The sequence below is a fragment of the Methylocystis sp. L43 genome, from assembly GCF_015709525.1.
Lineage (GTDB): Bacteria > Pseudomonadota > Alphaproteobacteria > Rhizobiales > Beijerinckiaceae > Methylocystis.
The window spans coordinates 38,309-57,716 of the sequence record NZ_JADNRA010000015.1 but is presented as its reverse complement, the minus strand read 5'-3'; the positions used below and the strand labels follow the sequence as shown (position 1 = coordinate 57,716).

The following is a 19,408-nucleotide window of genomic DNA, read 5'->3' as shown; positions in this document are numbered from 1 at the left end:
CTTATTGTAGAGCATCGCTTTCGAATGCGAAGAAGAGAGTCGAAAGCGGCGGCAGAAGAATCTCGGCGCTCGCGGGAAAGTCGCGGAACGCTTCGGCGCGCGCATGAATGGCGCCGAGATTGCCAAGTCCAGAGCCGCCATAAACCGCAGCGTCGGAATTGACGAGTTCACGCCAGCGTCCGGCGCGCGGCAAGCCAAGCCTATAGGCGCTGCGCGTCACCGGCGTGAAATTCGTGACGACGACGATCGCGCGGGAGCGATCCGCGCCAAAACGCGCGAAGGCGAATACCGAACTCTCCGCGTCGTCCGCGACGATCCACTGGAAGCCTTCGGCCTCGCAGTCGCGCGCATAGAGCGCCTCGTGATCGCGATAGACGCGGTTGAGATCGCGGATAAACGCCTGAAGCCCCCGATGCGGGGGAAAATCGAGCAACCACCAGTCGAGGCTGCTCGCGAAATTCCATTCATTCGTCTGGCCGAATTCCTGGCCCATAAACAGAAGCTTCTTGCCGGGGTGGCCCCACATGAATCCGTAATAGGCGCGGGCGGTCGCGAAGCGGCGCCATTCGTCGCCGGGAATCTTGCCGACGACCGCGCCCTTGCCGTGCACGACCTCGTCATGAGAGATCGGCAACACGAAGTTTTCGGTGAAGGCGTAGAGCAGGCCGAAGGTCAGCTCGCTATGGCGCCATTTGCGATGGACGGGTTCGGACGAAAGATAGCGCAGCGTATCGTTCATCCACCCCATGTTCCATTTGAAGCCGAAGCCGAGGCCGCCGGCATATGTCGGCCGCGTCACGCCGCCCCAGGCGGTGGATTCTTCTGCGATCGTCACGACGCCCGGATAAAGCGCGTAGACGCGTTCATTGAACCTTTGAAGAAAGGCGACGGCGTCGCGATTGTCGTTGGAGCCGTCGGGATTGGGCGACCATTCGCCCGGCTTTCGCGAATAGTCGAGATAGAGCATGGAGGCGACGGCGTCGACGCGCAACCCGTCGATGTGGAAGCGATCAAGCCAATAGAGCGCGCTGGCGATGAGAAAATTCGCCACTTCGCGACGCCCATAATCATAGATCGCGGTGTTCCAGTCGGGATGAAAACCGCGCTTGGGATCAGAATGCTCAAAGAGCGGCCCGCCGTCGAATTGCGCGAGGCCATGTTCATCGGTCGGAAAATGCGCCGGAACCCAGTCGAGAATGACGCTGAGGCCCGCCTGATGCGCGCGATCGACGAAGCGGCGAAAGCCATAGGAATCGCCATGCCGCCGCGTCGGCGCAAAGAGCCCGATCGGCTGATAGCCCCAGGAGGCGTCGAGCGGATGCTCGTTGATCGGCATCAGCTCGATATGGGTGAAGCCGAGATCGGCGACATAGGGCACGAGCTGATCGGCAAGCTCATCGTAGGTCAGGAAGCGTCCGTTTTCGCCGCGTCGCCACGACGGCAGATGCACTTCATAGACCGACATGGGCGAACGTCGCGGGTCGACTTCAGCGCGCGCGCGCATGTGACTCTCGTCGCCCCAGTGATAGGGCGCGTTCGAGGCGACGACGGACGCCGTCGAGGGGCGCAGCTCCGCCTCGAAGCCGAGCGGGTCGGCTTTGAGCGGCAAGAGCTCGCCATGCCGCCCGATGATTTCATATTTGTAATTCGCGCCCGCCCCGACGCCGGGAACGAAGATTTCCCAGACGCCGCTGTCGATCCGCTTGCGCATCTGCGCACGGCGGCCGTCCCATTGGTTGAAGTCGCCGACGACGGAGACGCGTCTGGCGTTCGGCGCCCAGACGGCGAAATGCGTTCCTTCGACGCCCTCATGCGTCAGCACATGCGCGCCGAGCTTGTCATAGAGCTTCTGATGCGCGCCTTCGACGAGCAGATGATCGTCTGTGGGACCGAGCACCGGGGAAAAGGCGTAAGGGTCGGCGAATTCCCATCGCGCCGCGTCGTTCGAGGCGACAAGGCGGTAGCGCGCGCGCCCCTTCAACGTCGTCAGCCCTTCGAAGAAGCCGTCGGCGTGAACGCGACCCAGCGGCGCGGTCATGGCGCCGTCGGGCGCAACCGCCTCCACTCGCGTCGCGCCCGGAACGAACGCGCGTATGACATAGCCCGCGGGCGTTTCATGCAGGCCGAGCACGGCGAAGGGATCGCCATGGCGCGCGCCGAGGATGGCGTCGATGTCGTCCGCGGAAGCGCGCCAGTCGGCTTTTGTCACTCTCACGTCCTTGAAGCAGCATCGTCATTGCGAGGAGCGAAGCGACGAAGCAATCCAGATATGATCGAACGACGCTGGATTGCTTCGCTTCGCTCGCAATGACGCAGTCTTACTCACACGGCGACATTCCAGATCTCTTCCGCATATTCGCGGATCGTGCGGTCGGAGGAAAACCATGCAACACGCGCCGTGTTGAGAATGCTCGACCGCCGCCATGCTTTCTGGTCCCGCCAGCGCGCGTCGACGCGGCGCTGCGCCTCCCAATAGGCGTCGAAGTCCTTCGCGACCAGAAAGTGATCGTAATAGGTCAGCGTATCGACAAGCTGCGCATAGCGATGCGGATCGTCGGGCGAAAAGACGCCGGCGGCGATGGCCCGCAGCGCCTCGGCGAGACGGGGACTCGCGGCGATGGTCTCGCGCGCGTCGATGCCCTTCGCACGGCTCTGCTCGACCTCCTGCGCCGTGAGGCCGAAGATGAAGATATTGTCGTCGCCGACGCGCTCCCTGATTTCGACATTGGCGCCGTCAAGCGTGCCGATGGTGAGCGCGCCGTTGAGCGCGAATTTCATATTGCCGGTGCCGGACGCCTCCATGCCGGCGGTCGAAATCTGCTCGGAAAGATCAGCCGCCGGAATGATCGTCTCGGCGAGGCTCACATTGTAATTCGGCAGGAACACGATCTTCAAAAGCTCGCGCGTCGCCGGATCGGCGTTCACGACCTTCGCCACATCGTTCGCGAGCTTGATGATGAGCTTCGCCTGATGATAGCTCGCCGCCGCCTTGCCGGCGAAGATCTTCACCCGCGGCGCAAATTCGCGGGCGGGCTGCGCGACGATGTCCTGATAGAGCGCGACGGCTTCAAGCACGTTCAAAAGCTGGCGCTTATATTCGTGAATGCGCTTGATCTGCGCGTCGAAGAGTGCGGCAGGATCGACTCTGACGCCGACGCGCTCGAAGATCGTCGTCGCAAGGCGCGCCTTGTTTTCGCGCTTGGCCGCCGCAAATCGGTTCTGGAACTCGGCGTCGTCGGCGAATTTCTCAAGCTCGATCAGTCGCTCCGGCTCATCGAAAACGCCAGCGCCAATCGTGTCGGCGAGCAATCGCGACAGCGGCGGATTGGCCTCGAGTAGCCAGCGGCGGAAGGTGACGCCGTTGGTCTTGTTGACGATGCGGTCGGGGTAGAGCCGGTGGAAATCCTTGAACACCGTCTCCTTGACCAGCGCGCTATGCAGCGCCGAGACGCCATTCACCTTGTGCGAACCCAGAAACGCCAGATGGCCCATACGCACATGCCGTCCGTTATGCTCGTCGATGAGCGACACGGAGGAGAGCGTCGCCGCGTCGCTCGCGCCCTTGGCGCGCAGGCAGTCGAGGTGCATGGCGTTGATGAGATAGATGATCTGCATGTGGCGTGGCAGCAGCCGCTCCATCAGCTGCACCGGCCAGGTTTCGAGCGCTTCCGGCAAAAGCGTGTGATTGGTGTAAGAGAAGGTCGCCTGGGTGATGCGCCAGGCCTCCTTCCATTCAACGCCGTGGACGTCGACGAGAAGCCGCATCAGCTCGGCGACGCCGATCGCCGGATGCGTGTCGTTGAGCTGTATCGCCACCTTGTCGGCAAGCCTGTGGATGTCGCCGGTCTGCCTCAGGTGACGGCGGATCAGATCCTGCAGCGAGGCCGAGGCGAAGAAATATTCCTGCCGCAGCCGCAGCTCCTGTCCCGCGGGCGTCGAGTCGCTTGGATAAAGAACTTTGGAGATCGCTTCGGCGCGCGCCTGCTCCGATTGCGCGCCCACATGATCGCCCTGGTTGAAGGCGTCGAGGCGCAGCGCGTCAGGCGCTCTCGCCGACCACAGCCGCAGCGTGTTGACATGTTTGCCGCGCCACCCGACGACAGGCGTGTCATAGGCGACGGCGACGATGGTCTCGCCCGGCCGCCACACATGCGCCAGCATGCCGTCGGCGAGGCGCGAACTTTCAACATGGCCGAAAAAGCCGACGTCATAGGTGATTTCCGGCCGCGGGAACTGCCAGGAATTGCCGAAGGAGAGCCAGTCTTCGGGATATTCGTGCTGCCAGCCGTCCTTGAGCGTCTGGCGAAACAGCCCGTGGTCGTAGCGAATGCCATATCCCATGGCGGCGATTTCGAGAGTCGCCATGCTGTCCATGAAACAGGCGGCGAGGCGCCCGAGCCCGCCATTGCCGAGCGCCGCATCGGGCTCCAGCGCGCGCAGCATATCGAGATCGACGCCAAGTTCGGCGAGCGCGTCGCGCATCGCCTGGGTCAGGCCAAGATTCGTCAGCGTGTCGATGAGCAGACGGCCAATGAGAAATTCGAGAGAGAGATAATAAACGCGCCGCCGGTCTTCCTGATAATTGCGCTTCGTCGAAGCGAGCCAAGAAGGAACGAGCCGATCGCGGGTCGCAAGCGCGGTCGCGACGAACCAGTCGCGCGGACTTGCGTCGGCGTTGTCCTTGCCGACCGTATAAGTGAGACGCCGCTGCACGTCGTCGCGCAGCGCGGCGACGACGGCCTTATGGGCGGCCTTGGGCGGATCAAAAGCGTTCAAGGCGATCCTTTCGCGGCGGACCGGGTTCTCGGCCAGGCGGTCTTAGAGGCCGCTTTTTTACGTAGAATTGGAATTTGGCGCCACCGGGCGCGCCGGCGCCTGAAGTTGCGGCGCCGAGCGCTGCTCATCGAACCTCAAAGGTGAGGGCGCGGTTTTCCGCCTGCTCCGGATCGCCGCGGGATGCGACGAGGCGGCGCCCGCCGACGCCTTGACCCTCGAGATAGCCGGTCGCCGCCTGCGCGCGCCGTTGCGCCAGCGCGTCATTGGGCGCTTTCGCGCCCGAACCGCGAACATGGCCCCTGACCGCGATCGTCGCGTTTTCCGGGCACCGGCGAATGATCGTCGCCGCCTTGTCGAGCGCGCGCGTTGCTGACGGCGTGAGTTGCGCGCTGCCTTTGCGAAAGACCAGCACGCCGGGCGTCGAAGAGGCTTCAAGGGCCGTCTGGCAGTCGACGAGCGTCATGCCACCGGATACGGCCGTGGCCGGCGCGCTTGGCCCTTGTGCGTGGACGGGGGATATGGTCGCGTCGGCGGTCGCCGTATCGTCGGCAGGCTGGGACGGCGCGGTCGGCATGTCGGCGTCCGCGCTTTTTGGCGGCGCGGCGAAGCGGCGACCCTGTTCGCGGTCGGACTGGCCGATCACGACCGCTCCGACCCAGAGGAGCGAGGCGGCGACCAGCCCTACGGCCCAGCCCTCATGCGCCCGGATCGACCGGCGCCGCGCCAAGGCGCCGAGCGCGGCGCCAATAATCAATGCCGCATAGGCCGCGAGCGCGCCCTCGACCAAAGGCGCGGCGGCGTCGAGCGCGCCGAGCCGGACGATGAGCACGCCGACCCCGAAAGCGAGCGCGGTCCACACCAGCCAGCGGGCGACGAGGCCATTTTCAGGCGCGCGCCGAGTCAACGCCCCGGCGGCGGCGCCGATGGCGAAACAGGCGAGAAGCCACGGCCAGAGGCGAGAGAATTCAACAAGCACGCGCCGACCCTAACGGGCCGAACGCGTCTCTCCAAGACTTAAAGGCGTCGTTCCCAGACTTAAACGCGCATCGGCATCAAGACGTAGAGCGCAGTGGCCCCGTCGCGGTCCTGCACCAGCGTCGGCGAGCCGGGGTCGGCGAGCTTGAACAGCGCCGTGTCGCTGTCGAGCTGCTGGGTGATGTCCAGGAGGTAGCGGGCGTTGAAGCCGATATCGAGCGGCGGCCCGTCATAGTCGGCTTCAAGTTCTTCAACCGCCGAGCCCTGGTCTGGATTGGTGACGGACAGCACGAGCTTGCTGTCGGAGAGGGAGAGTTTGACGGCGCGGCCGCGCTCGGAGGAGATCGTCGAAACGCGATCGACCGCCTTGGCGAAGACGTCGCGCTCCACAGTGAGCCGCTTGTCATTGCCGGCGGGAATGACGCGCCCGTAATCTGGAAATGTGCCGTCGATCAGTTTCGTCGTCAGCAGCGCGTCGCCGAAGGTGAACCGCATCTTGTTGATCGAAAGCTCGACTGAAACCTCTCCCTGCGCATCCTCGATGAGACGCTGCACTTCGGTGACGGCCTTGCGCGGCAGGATGATTCCCGGCATGCCCGCGCTGCCTTCGGGCGCGGGAAGCTCCAGCCGCGCCAGACGATGGCCGTCGGTCGCGACGGCCCGGAGCATCGGCCGGCCCTCGACGTCAAGTGTGTGGAGATAGATGCCGTTGAGGTAGTAGCGGGTCTCTTCGGAAGAGATGGCGAACTGCGTCTTTTCGATCAGCCGCTTGAGATCCGCCGGCGCGAGCGCGAACTTGTGGCTGAAGTCGCCGGAGGTGACGTCGGGAAAATCGCTCTCGGGAAGGCTGGAGAGGTTGAACCGCGAACGCCCCGAGCGCAGCGTCAGCTGTCCCGCGTCGCCGGTGGCCTCCAAAGAGACCTGCGCGCCCTCCGGCAGTTTGCGCACGATGTCATAGAGCGTATGCGCCGGCAGCGTCGTCGCGCCGGGTTGGGAGACCTCCGCCGCGGTCTTCTCGGTAATCTCAAGATCGAGGTCGGTGGCCTTGAGGGTCAGCGCCCCGTCCTTGGCGGACAGCAGCACGTTCGCCAGGATCGGAATGGTCGTGCGTCGCTCCACCACGCGGTGAACATGGCCGAGCGCCCGCAACAGCGCCGCTCTCTCGATGGTGACCTTCATCGCCGGAAAATCCGCATATTATTGCGGCGCGGCAGGCCGCCGCGCCGGGGCGAAGACTTTGGCGCGGCAGGACGCGAAGCGCAAGGGCGGGTGACGCGCCGCCGGGGGTTCGTCCACGAATTTCGGCCGGGCGCTGCGCAATGACGTCGTCACAAAGCATTTAGACCCGGCAGGGATTTCATGAAACCGCCTGGAGTCTTTTCGGCGAAGTCGTATCGCAAGCTCAGATAATAGGTGCGTTGCGGATAGGGGTGGAAGGCATAGGCCTTATAGCGGCCGATATTGTCGACGCCCGCCGCGAGCGTCCACTCGGGCGTAAGCCGGTAGCTCGCCTTGGCGTCGAAAAACAGGAACGAACTGGAGCCGCCGGCAAGCACGTCATGGTTGAAGTCAGAATTGTCGAGGTTGTTGAAGGCGGCGGTTTGGTATCGCACGCCCGCCGACAGGATGAGATTGGGCTCCCACGGCGGCGTATAGACGGCAAGACCGCGCAGGCGGATGCGCGGAATGCGCAGGAACTGCATGCCCTGCGTATTGGGCTGGCGCCAATTGGATAGGGTTTTCGCGTCGGTGAAGGTCACGCTGCCATTAATGTCGAGGCGTTCCGTCAAGAAGTCCTTCATGTCGATCGCGCCCTCAACGCCGCGGAAACGCACCTTGTCGACATTGACATTGGCGCTGGTTCGAAGAGCCGGATCGATGAGGTTGGCGATGGAGTTCCAGCGATCGTCCATGAATAGGGTGACGCGCGGCCGCGCCCAGCCGATCGACCCCCACAGGTTCTCAAGCGTATATTCTCCGCTCAGCTCATAGACCGTCGAAATCTCGGGCTGAAGATCGGGATTGGCGATGGTGATGGCGTTCGGGGTCACGAGGTTTTGGAACAATTCATTGACCGTCGGATAGCGGTAGGCTCGTCCGATCGCGCCGCGCATCACAAAATCCCGCGACACATTCCATACGAGTCCGCCGCTCGGCGAGAAGGACTGCTTGTAACGATTGGTGAAGAAAGTCGGCGCCGCTCGAACGCCGAAGGTGTTGAAGCCCGTCAGCGTCTGGTTCATGCCGTTGAAGGCTTCCCAGAAGTCGCCGCGCCCTCCGGCGCTGATCAGCCAGTCGGGATGAAAGCGCCATGCGTCCTGGACATAGACGCCCTTAGTTGACGTCTTGCCGGTGTTAACCGCCTGAATCGAGGTGAAGAACGTGTCAGTGAAGACTGGCGTATTGGTCTGCGTCGAGGCCAGCGAATAAACATCCCAATGGCCGCCCATCGACACTTCGTGCTTGCCGAAAAGATCCCATTCGGGACGCCACGTGCCGCGCGCGTCAAGCGTGCGCCAATATGTGCCGGTTTGCACGACATTCGTGCCGCCCGGCTGCACGCCATAGCGAACGGCGGCGTGGCGATAGTCCCGGAGGAAATTATAGGACGTGCCGGTGATGTCGAAATCGAAAACGCCGCCATCCTTCTTTACCAACGACGCCGCCTGCATCAGATGGCTGGCGTTGGCGTGCGTCGGATTTGTGGCCGGCAGATTGAAACGCCAAGGGCCGAACTGCACGGCGTTACTTGGCGAATTATAGAATTCTGCGCCATTGTCGGCGCGACGCAGGAAGGGAGTCACAACCGCGTCGGAGACGAAAGACCACAAGCCCGTCTGATATTTGGCGTGCACATTGGGTAGGAACTCGTAATCGAGTTTGACCTTGCCAAGATGTTGCTGCGAATGGTCGCGACCGTTCAGCGCGGCAATGAGGCGCGGGCGCCCTTGCGGGTCAACGTCGAACCATCCCTTGGCGATGACGGGCGTTCCGCCGCTCCCTACCGTCGGGTTGGCGACCGTAAAATCAGCGGACTGACCGCGCGCGTCGAGCCAGTCGTAACCGACCCAATATCTCAAATTGTTAATCTTATCGCCAATCAACAAATTCATATGGCCTGAGAGGTTGTTTTCCTTGGCGCCAAAGATGCCGAAGTTCTGAAACGCGCCGTCGCCCTGATAATGGACCTCGAATTTCTCCGGCATCCGCGTCGTGATCGTCATAACGCCGCTGATTGAATTGCCCGGGTAGGCCGCCGAAAACGGCCCGTACATGATGTCCACACGCTCGATTTCGGCAGGCGAAACCATCCCCCAGCGCGGCGGAAAGCTGGGGCTGTTTCCGAGATAATTCGACAGCAGCACGTTGTCGGCGAACACCATGGTCTGCGCGCCAGCGAGCGTGCTGTTCGTGCGCAGGGACAGTATGCCGTTGCGGTCGCCAATAAAGCGCTCGCGCACGGTGACGCTCGGCATATATTTCACCACGCCCATGGTCGTCAGCGAATTGACCGATTTATCGATTTGCGCGCGCGAGAGGGTTGCGATCTCCGCGCCCGGCGCCGGCTGCATGGCGCTCGGAACGCGCGGAGCGTCGCGCAAGGCAAGCAGCGTCGAGGACGGTTGTTGCGCGGGCGCGGGCGCGAGCGCGCGGCCTGGACCGGGTGGGCCGGGCCGCGCAGCGCTTGCCTGCCGCCGAGCGCCGCCGACCTCGATCGTCGGCAGCGCCTGTTGGGCGAGCGCGACAGACGCCCAGACCCCGCCGAGGAAGACGACGCTGAAAATAGCTGGCGTTCGGCGCATGTGGCGCATCGGCGATCCCCCCAGAGCTTAGCTCTGGGCGCGAGCCGCAGAGTATGCACTCTTTAGTAAATTAGCTTAACGTTAGCAGGAGAGGCGCCTGCGTCTAGCGCGGCGTAAGATGATTGCTTCATTTTTCCTTACCTGTGTCGGTTCGGCCACAGCCTAACCGCGCTCAAATGCTGGACGGCATTAGGACGCCGCCCTTAACCGGCCCTTAAACGGCCTTCGTTACGCTTCATCAGGCATTTCGGCCCCTGCGGCGGCGACAGGCGAGCACTCCGATGGCGCGCATCGACAAGCGTCGCGAACCGCGGTTCGACGACGACGAAGACGGCGAATTGCGCGCCGAGCGCCGCCCGCCGCCCCGTGCGCGCGCCCGCAAGAAGCCGCGGCGCCGCTCGCGCTCGCTCTTTGGCGCGCTCATCTATTGGAGCTTCACGCTGGCGCTCTGGGGGGCCATCGCCGGTGGCGGCCTCGCCGTCTATTACGGCGCGCGCCTGCCGCCGATCGACCAGCTCGCGGTGCCCAAGCGCCCGCCCAATATCGCGATCCTCGACGTGAACGGCGAACTCCTCGCCAACCGCGGCGACACCGGCGGCGCGGCGGTCCGGCTCGCGGACCTCCCGCCCTATGTCCCCAAAGCCTTCATCGCCATCGAGGATCGCCGCTTCTATTCGCATTGGGGCGTCGATCCGATCGGCATCGGCCGCGCCATCGTGCGCAACGTCACAGGGCGCGGCGGCATGCAGGGCGGCTCGACCCTGACGCAGCAGCTCGCCAAAAATCTGTTCCTGACTCAGGAGCGAACCATCTCGCGCAAGATCCAGGAGGCGATCCTTGCCCTCTGGCTAGAGCGCAAATATTCCAAGGATCAGATCCTCGAGCTCTATCTCAACCGCGTCTATTTCGGCTCCGGCGCCTATGGCGTCGAAGCCGCCGCCGAGCGCTATTTCGGCCATGGCGCGAAGACCATCACCCTGTCAGAAGCCGCCGTCCTCGCAGGGCTGATGAAGGCGCCGAGCAAGCTCGCCCCAGACCGCAATCCGGATGGGGCGGCCGAACGCGCGGCGCAGGTGATCGCGGCCATGGCGCAGGAGGGCCACATCACCGAAGCGATGGCGAAGGCGGCGCTTTCGCATCCGGCGCGCGCCCGCCAGGACATCGGCGCCGGGTCGATCAATTACGCCGCCGACTATGTCATGGACATGCTCGACGACACCATCGGGGCCATCGACCAAGACATCGTCGTCACGACGACGATCGACGCGCGCTTGGAGATGGCGGCGGAAGGCGCGCTCAAGCAAGAGCTCGACGAGAAAGGCGCGAAATTCGGCGTCGCTCAGGGCGCGATCGTCGCCCTCGATCCCACCGGCGCGATTCGCGCCCTCGTCGGCGGACGCGACTATTCGGCCAGCCAGTTCAATCGCGCGGTCTCGGCGAAACGCCAACCCGGCTCCGCCTTCAAACCCTTTGTCTATCTGACGGGGCTCGAACAGGGACTTACCCCTGAGTCGGTGCGCGAGGATGGTCCGCTCGACGTCAAAGGCTGGCGGCCCGAAAACTACAGCCGCCAGTATCTCGGGCCCGTCACCCTCACCAAGGCGCTGTCGCTGTCGCTCAACACCGTCGCCGTGCGCGTCGGCCTCGAAGTCGGCCCCAAGGCCGTGGCCAAGACCGCGCATCGCCTCGGCGTCCAGTCCGACCTGCAGGCGAACGCCTCGATCGCGCTCGGCACGTCGGAGGTGACGCCGTTGGAGCTCGTCGCCGCCTATACGCCCTTCGCCAATGGCGGGATCGGCGTCCAGCCGCATGTCATTCTCAAGGTGAAGACCGCCGCCGGCAAGACTCTCTATCAGCGCAAGAACGCATCGCTCGGCCGCGTCATCGCGCCGCAATATGTGGCGATGATGAACGACATGATGCGGGAGACGCTGCTCACCGGCACCGCCCGCAAGGCGGAGCTTCCGGGATGGGACGCCGCGGGCAAAACCGGCACGAGCCAGGATTTCCGCGACGCGTGGTTCGTCGGCTACACCGGCCGCCTGGTGGCGGGCGTCTGGCTCGGCAATGACGACAACTCGCCGACCAAAAAAGCCTCAGGGGGCAATCTGCCGGTCGAAATCTGGAGCCGCTTCATGAGCGTCGCCTTGAAGGGCCAGCCCGTCGCCGGGCTGCCCTCAGGCGCATGGCGGTCGGAGAACATTGCGCTCCCCGAGGAGATCGCCAAGCCGATGGATGACCTCATCGGCTTGTTCACCGGGGAGTCGAAGCCCGCGCCCCGGCCGCCATCCGCCAGAATGGCGCCGGCGCCGCGACCGCCTGCGCATATTCCCGGCGACTCGCTCGACCAACCGCCCGTAGCGGAGGCGTCGCCCGCGCCGCGCGATGCTCCGCCCAGGTCGCCGCCGCGCGCGATCGACGATCTTCTGCCGCCGGAAGACATCCCCACGGTCGGCTCGATCGAACGGCCGCGGCAGAGGCGCGGGGCGCCGGAAAGAAGCATTTTTGAGGATCTCTTTGGCGGCGGCTGAGACGGCGATCGCTCGCCGCGCCGGCGACCGGCGCTACTCCGCCGGAGCGCCCACCGAGGCCGAGGGCGGCCGCGCGGCAAAAAATTTCGTGGCGGCGACGATGACGGCGAGCGTCGCGAGATACACCGCGACCTGCATGCCGGAAGGCTGGTCGGCGTAACCGATCAGCGTGTGCAGCACCCGGCCGACGATGCTCTTATCCGACAAAAGCCACGATGAGTCCCAGGCGGTGTCGGAGAGCGCCGTCACAAAGCCCGCCTGCTGCAGAAAAGCGACGCATTGCGCCGCGAGGCCGGCGGCGAGCAGCGTGATAAGCCATGTCGTTACGGCGAACAGGCGGCGCGGCGGGATTGCGAGGAGCCCATAGAATGTCGCGACGCTCGTCACCGCGCCGAGCGCCAGTCCGGCGAGTCCGCCGGCGAAGACGTCCCAGCCGGATTCGCCCGATGCGAGAATGCCGTAGAGAAACAGCGCCACTTCGGCGCCTTCGCGCAGCACGGCGAGTCCCACGACGGCGGTCAGCGCGAAGAGCGTCTGGTCGCCACGCGCGACCGCCCGCCCGACGTCGGAAAGGTTCTGCGCCAGCTCGCGCCCGTGCTGCGCCATCCAGATGTTGTGCCAGACGAGCATGACGACCGCGATCGCAAGGATCGCCGCGTTGAAGAGTTCCTGGCCGCTGCCGGCGAAGGCCTGCGAGAGCCTGTCTGCGAAGGCGGCGACGATAATCGCGCCGAGCGCGCCGATTCCGACGCCGGCCGCGACGAAGCCGCGCGAGCCGGCGACGCCGCGCGTCACGGCCAGAACGATGCCGACGATGAGACCGGCCTCGATGGCCTCGCGAAAGACGATGATGAGCGCGCCGAGCATGCCTATTCCGCGATGACCTCGCCCTTGGCGGCGTCCTCATGGAACTCGCCGACGAATTTGTAGCGGCCGGCCTTCAGCGGCCGAAGCGTGAAGGTCGCTTCGCTATTGCCGGGAATCACCTTCTCGATCCGCAGGCTCTTGCTTTCAAACTCTTCGGGCGTGGCGTCGAGATTCTTCACCGTCAGCGTCGCCGACTGATTGGCTGGAACGCGAAGTTCGGCCGGTTCGAAGCGGTGGTCCTTGATCGTGAGCGTGAAGGCGTTTTCAGCCGCAGCGGCGCTGGAGATGCTCAAAGCCGAGGCCACGAGGACCCCCAGAAAATAATCGCGCTTCAAAAACCGCATCTCCCGAGTTCGCTGAGCGCCGACGGTCCCGCCGCGTCCACATCGAAAGTAAGAAGGCCAAAACATGAGGTCAATCAATCTAGTCTGGAGCGCTTCCAAGCTGATGTCGCAGGGGGCGCGCGGCTCACCCTGGATAGCCGTGACGCGATTTCGACGCGCGCAGGAGCGACATCGCGCGGCCATCCTGACCGTTGGAGCAGGCTGACGCCGCCTCGCCGATCTCATTCGAGATCTGAGCATGGACGCTGTTGTTGACGTGTCCCATCGCGAGATCATTGTCGATGACGGAGCGATAGCGCGCGACCGCGCCGGCGCAGCCCGGGGCGTCCGGCGGAGGCGATTCGCCCATCCGCGGCGGCGGGCCTGCTGGTCCGGGAGGAACGATCTGCGGTTGGCGCGCGGCGTTGCAGCCGGCAAGGCCCGCCGCGGCGCATGCGGCGAAGAAAAGCAAACCTGCGCGCATCCGTTTCTCCAATGCTTGGCTGAGGTTTCGCTTCTCATAGCGGGGAGCGGGCTTGCTGGGCAAATATTTCCTGTTCGCTTGCGAAGGCCGCCAAAGAGCGTCACGATCCAAACGCGCCACGGCGCTTATGTCTTCGCAATTGTTTAGGCTTCGCGTGCGTATTGGAGGAAAAATGATTCGCAACATTGTCTTGCTCGACGGCACATGGAATACGCCGCGCGATTTCACCAACATCTGCAAGAAGTCCTGGGACGAGAAAGTCTCCGAGAAGCTCATCCCGCCGAAGGGCGCGGACGGCGTCGAACAGAACGTCCGCTATTTCTCCGGCGTCGGCGCTGAAGGATTCAAGATCGTCGGCGGCGCCGCCGGCCTCGGCCTGCGGACCATCGTGCAAAACGCCTACAATTGGGTCGTCGACAATTATCGGGACGATCAGGAGCTGTATATCTACGGCTTTTCGCGCGGCGCCTATGCCGCCCGCGCCTTGGCCGGGCTGATTGGCGACTGCGGCATCCGAAAGACGACAGACAAAAGCATTTTCGACATCGTGCAGGCCAACAAGAGCGCGAAAAAGGCGTCGCGGCTCGGCGCGCCGCCGAGCGGTCCCGACGTTCAGGCGAACAATCGCATCAAGCTGCTCGGCGTGTTCGACACCGTCGGCTCATATGGCGTGCCCGCCGGTTTCAGCGGGCTTGCGCCGCTCGGCCGCTACTTCACGCTGGCGGTGTTCGGCGGTTTTGAGGACACGCAGCTCGGTCCGCATGTCGACCACGCGCTGCACGCGATCGGCGTCGACGAGCGCCGCCGTCCCTTTACGCCGACTTTCTGGACGGTGAAGAAGAAAGATCCGCGCCCCTCCAACATCGAGCAGAACTGGTTTCCGGGCGTCCACTGCAACGTCGGCGGCGGCTATCCGGAATCTGGCCTTTCGGACATCGCATTGATCTGGATGATTGCGCGCACGCAGGCGCTCACCGGACTCTCCTTCGACGAAGCGGCGATCAGGCGCACGCTGAAACCGGATATCGACGGGAACATTCCCGACTCGGCCGAGAAATTTCCGATCGACAGGAATTTTCCGCGCAGCCGCGAGATGTTTCCGGCCGGAGCGCCCGCCAACAGTTTTTTCAGCTCCGGCGGCGATCCCGCCGAGGAACAGGTCAATGAGAAGGTCCATTGGAGCGTGCTGGCCAAGCTCGGCCGCAGCTGCAACATCTATGGCGCCAATCGTTCCTACGATCCTCCAAACCTGAAAGAAGCGATGGCGCGCCTCGGCTCGAACCTCGCGGCGAGGGTGGCGTCCATCACCGAAGAGGAGGCGCGATTGCTGCCGCCCGATCTCGTCGAGCTGGCGAAGGCCAGCGCCGCCCGCCAACCTGCCGACGCGACGCCGTGAGCGGCAGGACGACCCGGCGTCGGTGGATCGAGGCTCACGCGTTTTTCGCTTGGCGGCGCGGCGCTAAGGGGCTATAAGCCGCTTGAATTCGTGGCGCGCGGCCGGCAGGTCCCGCGCCGCGATCGTTTTACGGCGCGAGTCATTCGCGACGTGAGTTCCGAGGGGTGGATCGCACGCCCCCGCACAGCCCGGTAGCCGAATGGTCAATCCGTTTCAATTCCTGCAGGAAGTCCGCGCCGAGGCGGGCAAGGTCACCTGGCCTTCGCGGCGTGAGACGCTCATCACGACCGGCCTCGTCATCCTGATGGTGCTATTCGCAAGCCTTTTTTTCGTCGTCGTCGATTCGGCGCTGCGTTTCGGCGTCGGGTTGATGCTGGGCGTCGGTCGATAGACAATTGGAGCTAGTCGCGCCGCTATGAGCATGCGCTGGTACATCGTTCACGCCTATTCGAACTTCGAAAAGAAGGTCGCCGAGGCGATACGCGAGGGCGCGGCGCAGCGCGGACTCGCCGACCAATTCGAAGAGATTCTGGTCCCGACCGAACAGGTCATGGAAGTGCGGCGCGGACGCAAGGTCTCCGCCGAGCGCAAATTCTTCCCCGGCTATGTGCTGGTGAAATGCGAACTCACCGATCAGGTGTTCTCGCTCATCAAGAATACGCCGAAGGTCACGGGCTTTCTCGGCGCCGACAACAAGCCGATGCCGATCAGCGAGGAAGAGGCCCTGCGCATCAAGGGCCAGGTCGCGGATGGCGTCGAGCGGCCAAAGCCGACGATCATGTTCGAGGTGGGCGAGACGGTGCGCGTCGCCGACGGGCCTTTCGCCTCTTTCAACGGCCTCGTCGAGGAAATCGACGAGGCGCGTTCGCGCCTCAAGGTCGCCGTGTCAATCTTCGGCCGGCCGACTCCCGTCGAGCTGGAGTTCGCCCAGGTGGAGAAGGTATAAGGCCTAATGCGCGGCCGCGCTGTCCGGCCCGCTTTCTCCCTTGGCGCCGCCGTCCGCGGGCGCATCTTTCCGCTCAGGGGGCGCCACGGCGCAACGCTGAGCTCGGCACGCCGGGCAAACGCCACGCCATCCATAATAATAGAAGCCGATCCCCGCGAGCAGGCCAGCCCAGCCGAGCAGCGTCTCTTCCATGTATAAATTGGAGAAGATCATCGCCGCGAGTCCGGCGGCCATGAAGGCGAGGCGCTTTGCGTAATCTGACATGCAGGCTTCCTTTCCTCGATGGAGGTGGGTAGCCGAAGACAAAGGCGCAATGCGGCGCTATGTTGGGTCGGCGCATCTCCGCAGTCGATGGAAGCCGCGATGAGCGACGAGCCCGAAAATTTTACGCTGGCGCTGCTGCGCAAGATCGACGGGAAGGTGGACGGCCTTCGCGGCGAAGTTTCCGCCATTCGCGACGTCATGGCGACGCGGAGCGATATTGCTGATGTTCGCTCCGAGATCCATTCGCTGCGCGCGGATGTCGCCTCCGACCTGATGAATCTCGAAGAGCGCATCGATGAGCGCCTTAAGGCGCAGGAGAAGCGCCTGAGCGACCAGATTTCCGGACTGCGCCGCTCGGTGATGGAATATCATTCCTCGCAAATTGGGCACGGCGTTCTGCTGACCGAATTCGAAGAGCGCCTGCGCCGGCTCGAAGAGCATGTAGGCCTCACGCCCGAGGGGCATTGAGGCTCGCGTCAGCAGCAATCAGTTGCTTTTCCCAGTCTCGTCAGTATAAGTCGCTAGCCCTCTCGCCGAGGGCTTTTTTCGTTCCCTCCAATGGAAACGAAAACCAACGTGGCGGGTCTGCCCCGACGCCATCGGGGAGTCCAGGCCGGACCACGAACTGCAACCGGCGCCGACGCGTGAAAAATCGCGGCGGGCGCCAATCGTTGGAGAAAGCAAATGGCGAAGAAAATCGCCGGCTATATCAAACTGCAAGTGCCGGCTGGCGCGGCCAATCCGTCGCCGCCGATCGGTCCCGCGCTCGGCCAGCGCGGCCTCAACATCATGGAGTTCTGCAAGGCGTTCAACGCCAAGACGGGACAGATCGAGAAGGGGACGCCCATCCCCGTCGTCATCACCGCCTATCAGGACCGCTCCTTCACCTTCGAAATGAAGCAGCCGCCGGTCAGCTTCTTCCTGAAGAAGGCGGTGGGCCTCAAGATCGGCAAGAAGCCTGCCTCCGGCTCCAAATTGCCGGGCCGCAACGTCGTCGGAAAGATCACACAGGCGCAGATCCGCGACATCGCGGAAAAGAAGATCGTCGATCTCAACTGCGCTTCGATTGAATCCGCGATGTCGATGATCGCCGGCTCCGCCCGCGCGATGGGCCTTGAGGTGGTGGAGTAAGACCATGGCGCATGTCGGAAAACGTATTGCCAAGTCCCGCGAGGGCATCGAACGCACCAAGCTCTATGCGATTGACGAGGCGGTGAAGCTCGTGCGCGAGCGCGCCAAGGCCAAGTTCGACGAATCTGTCGAAATCGCCATGAATCTCGGCGTCGACCCCAAACACGCCGACCAGATGGTGCGCGGCGTCGTCAATCTGCCGAACGGCACCGGCCGCGTCCTGCGCGTCGCGGTTTTCGCGCGCGGCGCCAAGGCCGATGAAGCGACGGCGGCGGGCGCCGACGTCGTCGGCGCCGAGGATCTCGTCACGACGGTGCAGGGCGGAACGATCGACTTCGACCGCTGCATCGCGACGCCGGACATGATGCCGCTCGTCGGCCGTCTCGGCAAGGTGCTGGGCCCGCGCGGCCTGATGCCGAACCCGAAGGTCGGGACGGTGACGATGGACGTCGCCGGGGCGGTGAAGGCCTCAAAGGGCGGCGCGGTCGAGTTTCGCGTCGAGAAGGCCGGCATCGTGCAGGGCACGGTCGGCAAGGCCTCGTTCGATGACGGCAAGCTCGTCGAGAACATCAAGGCTTTCGTCGACGCCGTGGCCAAGGCGAAGCCGCAGGGCGCCAAAGGCACTTACATTCAGCGCGTCGCGCTCAGCTCCACCCAGGGGCCGGGCGTGAAGGTCGACGTATCCAGCCTGGGCGCCGCCCCGCACTGAGGCGAAGTCCTTTCGACAAAAAAGCCGGCGGGTGACCGCCGGCTTTTTTTTGGTTCATCCAACGTAAAGGCTTGGCGCGCCAAAACAGACGGGTGAGAGCGCGACGCGGCCCCCTGTCGCAGGGGCCTTCGCCGCCTTGTGCGGCTGAGCTTTTGTCAATAGGTTCCGCGCGGGCGACGACGGGCGGCGGCTCCGGTTTTTCGCTTATTCAAAGGCGCGCGCGCCGTTTTCGCTTGCTCTCGGGATTTGCGCTTCATGTCCGTGCTGATCGACAAGAACACCAAAGTCATCACCCAAGGCTTCACCGGCAAGACCGCCACCTTCCATTCCGTCCAGGCGCTCGACTACGGCACCAAAATGGTCGGCGGCGTCTCGCCCGGCAAAGGCGGCTCGATCCATCTCGATCTTCCGGTCTTCGACACGGTCCTTGAGGCGCGCGAAAAGACCGGCGCCGACGCGTCCGTGGTCTATGTGCCCCCGCCGGGCGCGGCCGACGCCATCTGCGAGGCGATCGAGGCGGAGATCCCGCTCATCGTCTGCATCACCGAGGGCGTGCCGGTTCAGGACATGATCCGCGTCAAGCGCGCGCTTTGCGGCTCCAAGTCCCGGCTGATCGGCCCGAACTGCCCGGGCGTCGTCACCGCCGGCGAGAGCAAGATCGGCATCATGCCCGGCAATATTTTCTCGCCCGGCTCGGTCGGCGTCGTGTCGCGCTCCGGCACGCTCACCTATGAGGCGGTGTTCCAGACGACGCGCGAAGGCTTAGGTCAAACGACCGCCGTCGGCATCGGCGGCGATCCCGTCAAAGGCACGGATTTTATCGAAGTGCTGGAGTTGTTTCTCGCAGACGAGGCAACTAAGTCCATCATCATGATCGGCGAGATCGGCGGGGCGGCGGAGGAAGACGCGGCCCAATTCTTGAAAGACGAGGCGAAGCGCGGCCGCAAGAAGCCAATGGTCGGGTTCATCGCGGGCCGTACCGCGCCTCCCGGCCGCCGTATGGGCCATGCGGGCGCGATCGTCTCGGGCGGCAAAGGCGACGCCGAAAGTAAAATCGCAGCCATGGAGTCGGCGGGCATCAAAGTGTCGCCCTCGCCTGCCAGGCTGGGAAAGACTTTGGTCGAAGCGCTGAAGGGCTAGCGGCTCGCCCGCTCATCGCTTCGAAAGTCGTCGGGCTTTGAGCGCCGGCGCTTTTGGGAAAGA

Annotated in this window: 17 protein-coding genes; 8 read left to right on the top strand and 9 right to left on the bottom strand. The window is 64.1% G+C overall.

Annotation, left to right across the window (positions count from 1 at the left end; all coding sequences use genetic code 11):
• Position 1: 1 nt before the first annotated feature.
• The 5 genes from glgB to IYX23_RS02290 form a co-directional block, all read right to left on the bottom strand.
• Entirely contained in the window at positions 2-2,209 is a 2,208-nt protein-coding gene (gene glgB, locus IYX23_RS02310; RefSeq protein WP_196391836.1) for a 1,4-alpha-glucan branching protein GlgB, read from the bottom strand.
• A 113-nt stretch (positions 2,210-2,322) separates the two neighbouring features.
• A complete protein-coding gene (locus tag IYX23_RS02305; RefSeq protein ID WP_210330446.1) occupies positions 2,323-4,725 on the bottom strand; it encodes a glycogen/starch/alpha-glucan phosphorylase in 2,403 nt (800 codons plus the stop codon).
• 175 nt (positions 4,726-4,900) lie between these two features.
• Positions 4,901-5,752, bottom strand: a complete 852-nt coding sequence (locus IYX23_RS20585) for an OmpA family protein (protein ID WP_196391837.1) — start codon at positions 5,750-5,752, stop codon at positions 4,901-4,903.
• Positions 5,753-5,811: 59 nt separating this feature from the next.
• A complete protein-coding gene (dnaN, locus tag IYX23_RS02295; protein ID WP_196391838.1) occupies positions 5,812-6,930 on the bottom strand; it encodes a DNA polymerase III subunit beta in 1,119 nt (372 codons plus the stop codon).
• Positions 6,931-7,079: 149 nt separating this feature from the next.
• Positions 7,080-9,554 (bottom strand): TonB-dependent receptor, encoded by a 2,475-nt coding sequence (locus IYX23_RS02290; RefSeq protein ID WP_196391839.1) that lies wholly within the window; start codon positions 9,552-9,554, stop codon positions 7,080-7,082.
• Between the two features lie 281 nt (positions 9,555-9,835).
• Here IYX23_RS02290 and IYX23_RS02285 point away from each other — a divergent pair, with 281 nt between their 5' ends.
• On the top strand, positions 9,836-12,085 hold the full coding sequence (locus tag IYX23_RS02285) for a penicillin-binding protein 1A (RefSeq protein WP_196391840.1): 2,250 nt from the start codon (positions 9,836-9,838) through the stop codon (positions 12,083-12,085).
• 33 nt (positions 12,086-12,118) lie between these two features.
• Here IYX23_RS02285 and IYX23_RS02280 read toward each other — a convergent pair whose 3' ends face one another.
• From IYX23_RS02280 to IYX23_RS02270, 3 genes are all read right to left on the bottom strand, one after another.
• A complete protein-coding gene (locus tag IYX23_RS02280; RefSeq protein WP_196391841.1) occupies positions 12,119-12,952 on the bottom strand; it encodes an FTR1 family protein in 834 nt (277 codons plus the stop codon).
• A gap of 2 nt (positions 12,953-12,954) precedes the next feature.
• A complete protein-coding gene (locus tag IYX23_RS02275) occupies positions 12,955-13,296 on the bottom strand; it encodes a cupredoxin domain-containing protein (RefSeq protein ID WP_196391842.1) in 342 nt (113 codons plus the stop codon).
• Positions 13,297-13,420: 124 nt separating this feature from the next.
• Positions 13,421-13,759, bottom strand: a complete 339-nt coding sequence (locus IYX23_RS02270) for a hypothetical protein (RefSeq protein WP_196391843.1) — start codon at positions 13,757-13,759, stop codon at positions 13,421-13,423.
• Positions 13,760-13,931: 172 nt separating this feature from the next.
• On the opposite strand from IYX23_RS02270, the gene IYX23_RS02265 reads away from it, so the two are divergent.
• From IYX23_RS02265 to nusG, 3 genes are all read left to right on the top strand, one after another.
• Positions 13,932-15,155, top strand: a complete 1,224-nt coding sequence (locus IYX23_RS02265) for a DUF2235 domain-containing protein (RefSeq protein ID WP_196391844.1) — start codon at positions 13,932-13,934, stop codon at positions 15,153-15,155.
• A 199-nt stretch (positions 15,156-15,354) separates the two neighbouring features.
• Positions 15,355-15,546 (top strand): preprotein translocase subunit SecE, encoded by a 192-nt coding sequence (gene secE, locus IYX23_RS02260; RefSeq protein ID WP_018406587.1) that lies wholly within the window; start codon positions 15,355-15,357, stop codon positions 15,544-15,546.
• 24 nt (positions 15,547-15,570) lie between these two features.
• On the top strand, positions 15,571-16,101 hold the full coding sequence (gene nusG / locus IYX23_RS02255) for a transcription termination/antitermination protein NusG (RefSeq protein WP_018406586.1): 531 nt from the start codon (positions 15,571-15,573) through the stop codon (positions 16,099-16,101).
• 3 nt (positions 16,102-16,104) lie between these two features.
• Here nusG and IYX23_RS02250 read toward each other — a convergent pair whose 3' ends face one another.
• Positions 16,105-16,365 (bottom strand): hypothetical protein, encoded by a 261-nt coding sequence (locus IYX23_RS02250; protein ID WP_196391845.1) that lies wholly within the window; start codon positions 16,363-16,365, stop codon positions 16,105-16,107.
• A 99-nt stretch (positions 16,366-16,464) separates the two neighbouring features.
• On the opposite strand from IYX23_RS02250, the gene IYX23_RS02245 reads away from it, so the two are divergent.
• The 4 genes from IYX23_RS02245 to sucD all read left to right on the top strand — a co-directional run bounded on the left by IYX23_RS02245 (position 16,465) and on the right by sucD (position 19,345).
• Positions 16,465-16,833: a hypothetical protein gene (locus IYX23_RS02245; protein WP_246716422.1), complete on the top strand. Its 369-nt coding sequence runs from the start codon at positions 16,465-16,467 to the stop codon at positions 16,831-16,833.
• Between the two features lie 216 nt (positions 16,834-17,049).
• Entirely contained in the window at positions 17,050-17,496 is a 447-nt protein-coding gene (rplK, locus tag IYX23_RS02240; protein ID WP_014891468.1) for a 50S ribosomal protein L11, read from the top strand.
• Between the two features lie 4 nt (positions 17,497-17,500).
• Positions 17,501-18,205: a 50S ribosomal protein L1 gene (gene rplA, locus IYX23_RS02235; protein WP_196391846.1), complete on the top strand. Its 705-nt coding sequence runs from the start codon at positions 17,501-17,503 to the stop codon at positions 18,203-18,205.
• Between the two features lie 255 nt (positions 18,206-18,460).
• Entirely contained in the window at positions 18,461-19,345 is an 885-nt protein-coding gene (gene sucD / locus IYX23_RS02230; RefSeq protein ID WP_196391847.1) for a succinate--CoA ligase subunit alpha, read from the top strand.
• Positions 19,346-19,408: the final 63 nt, after the last annotated feature.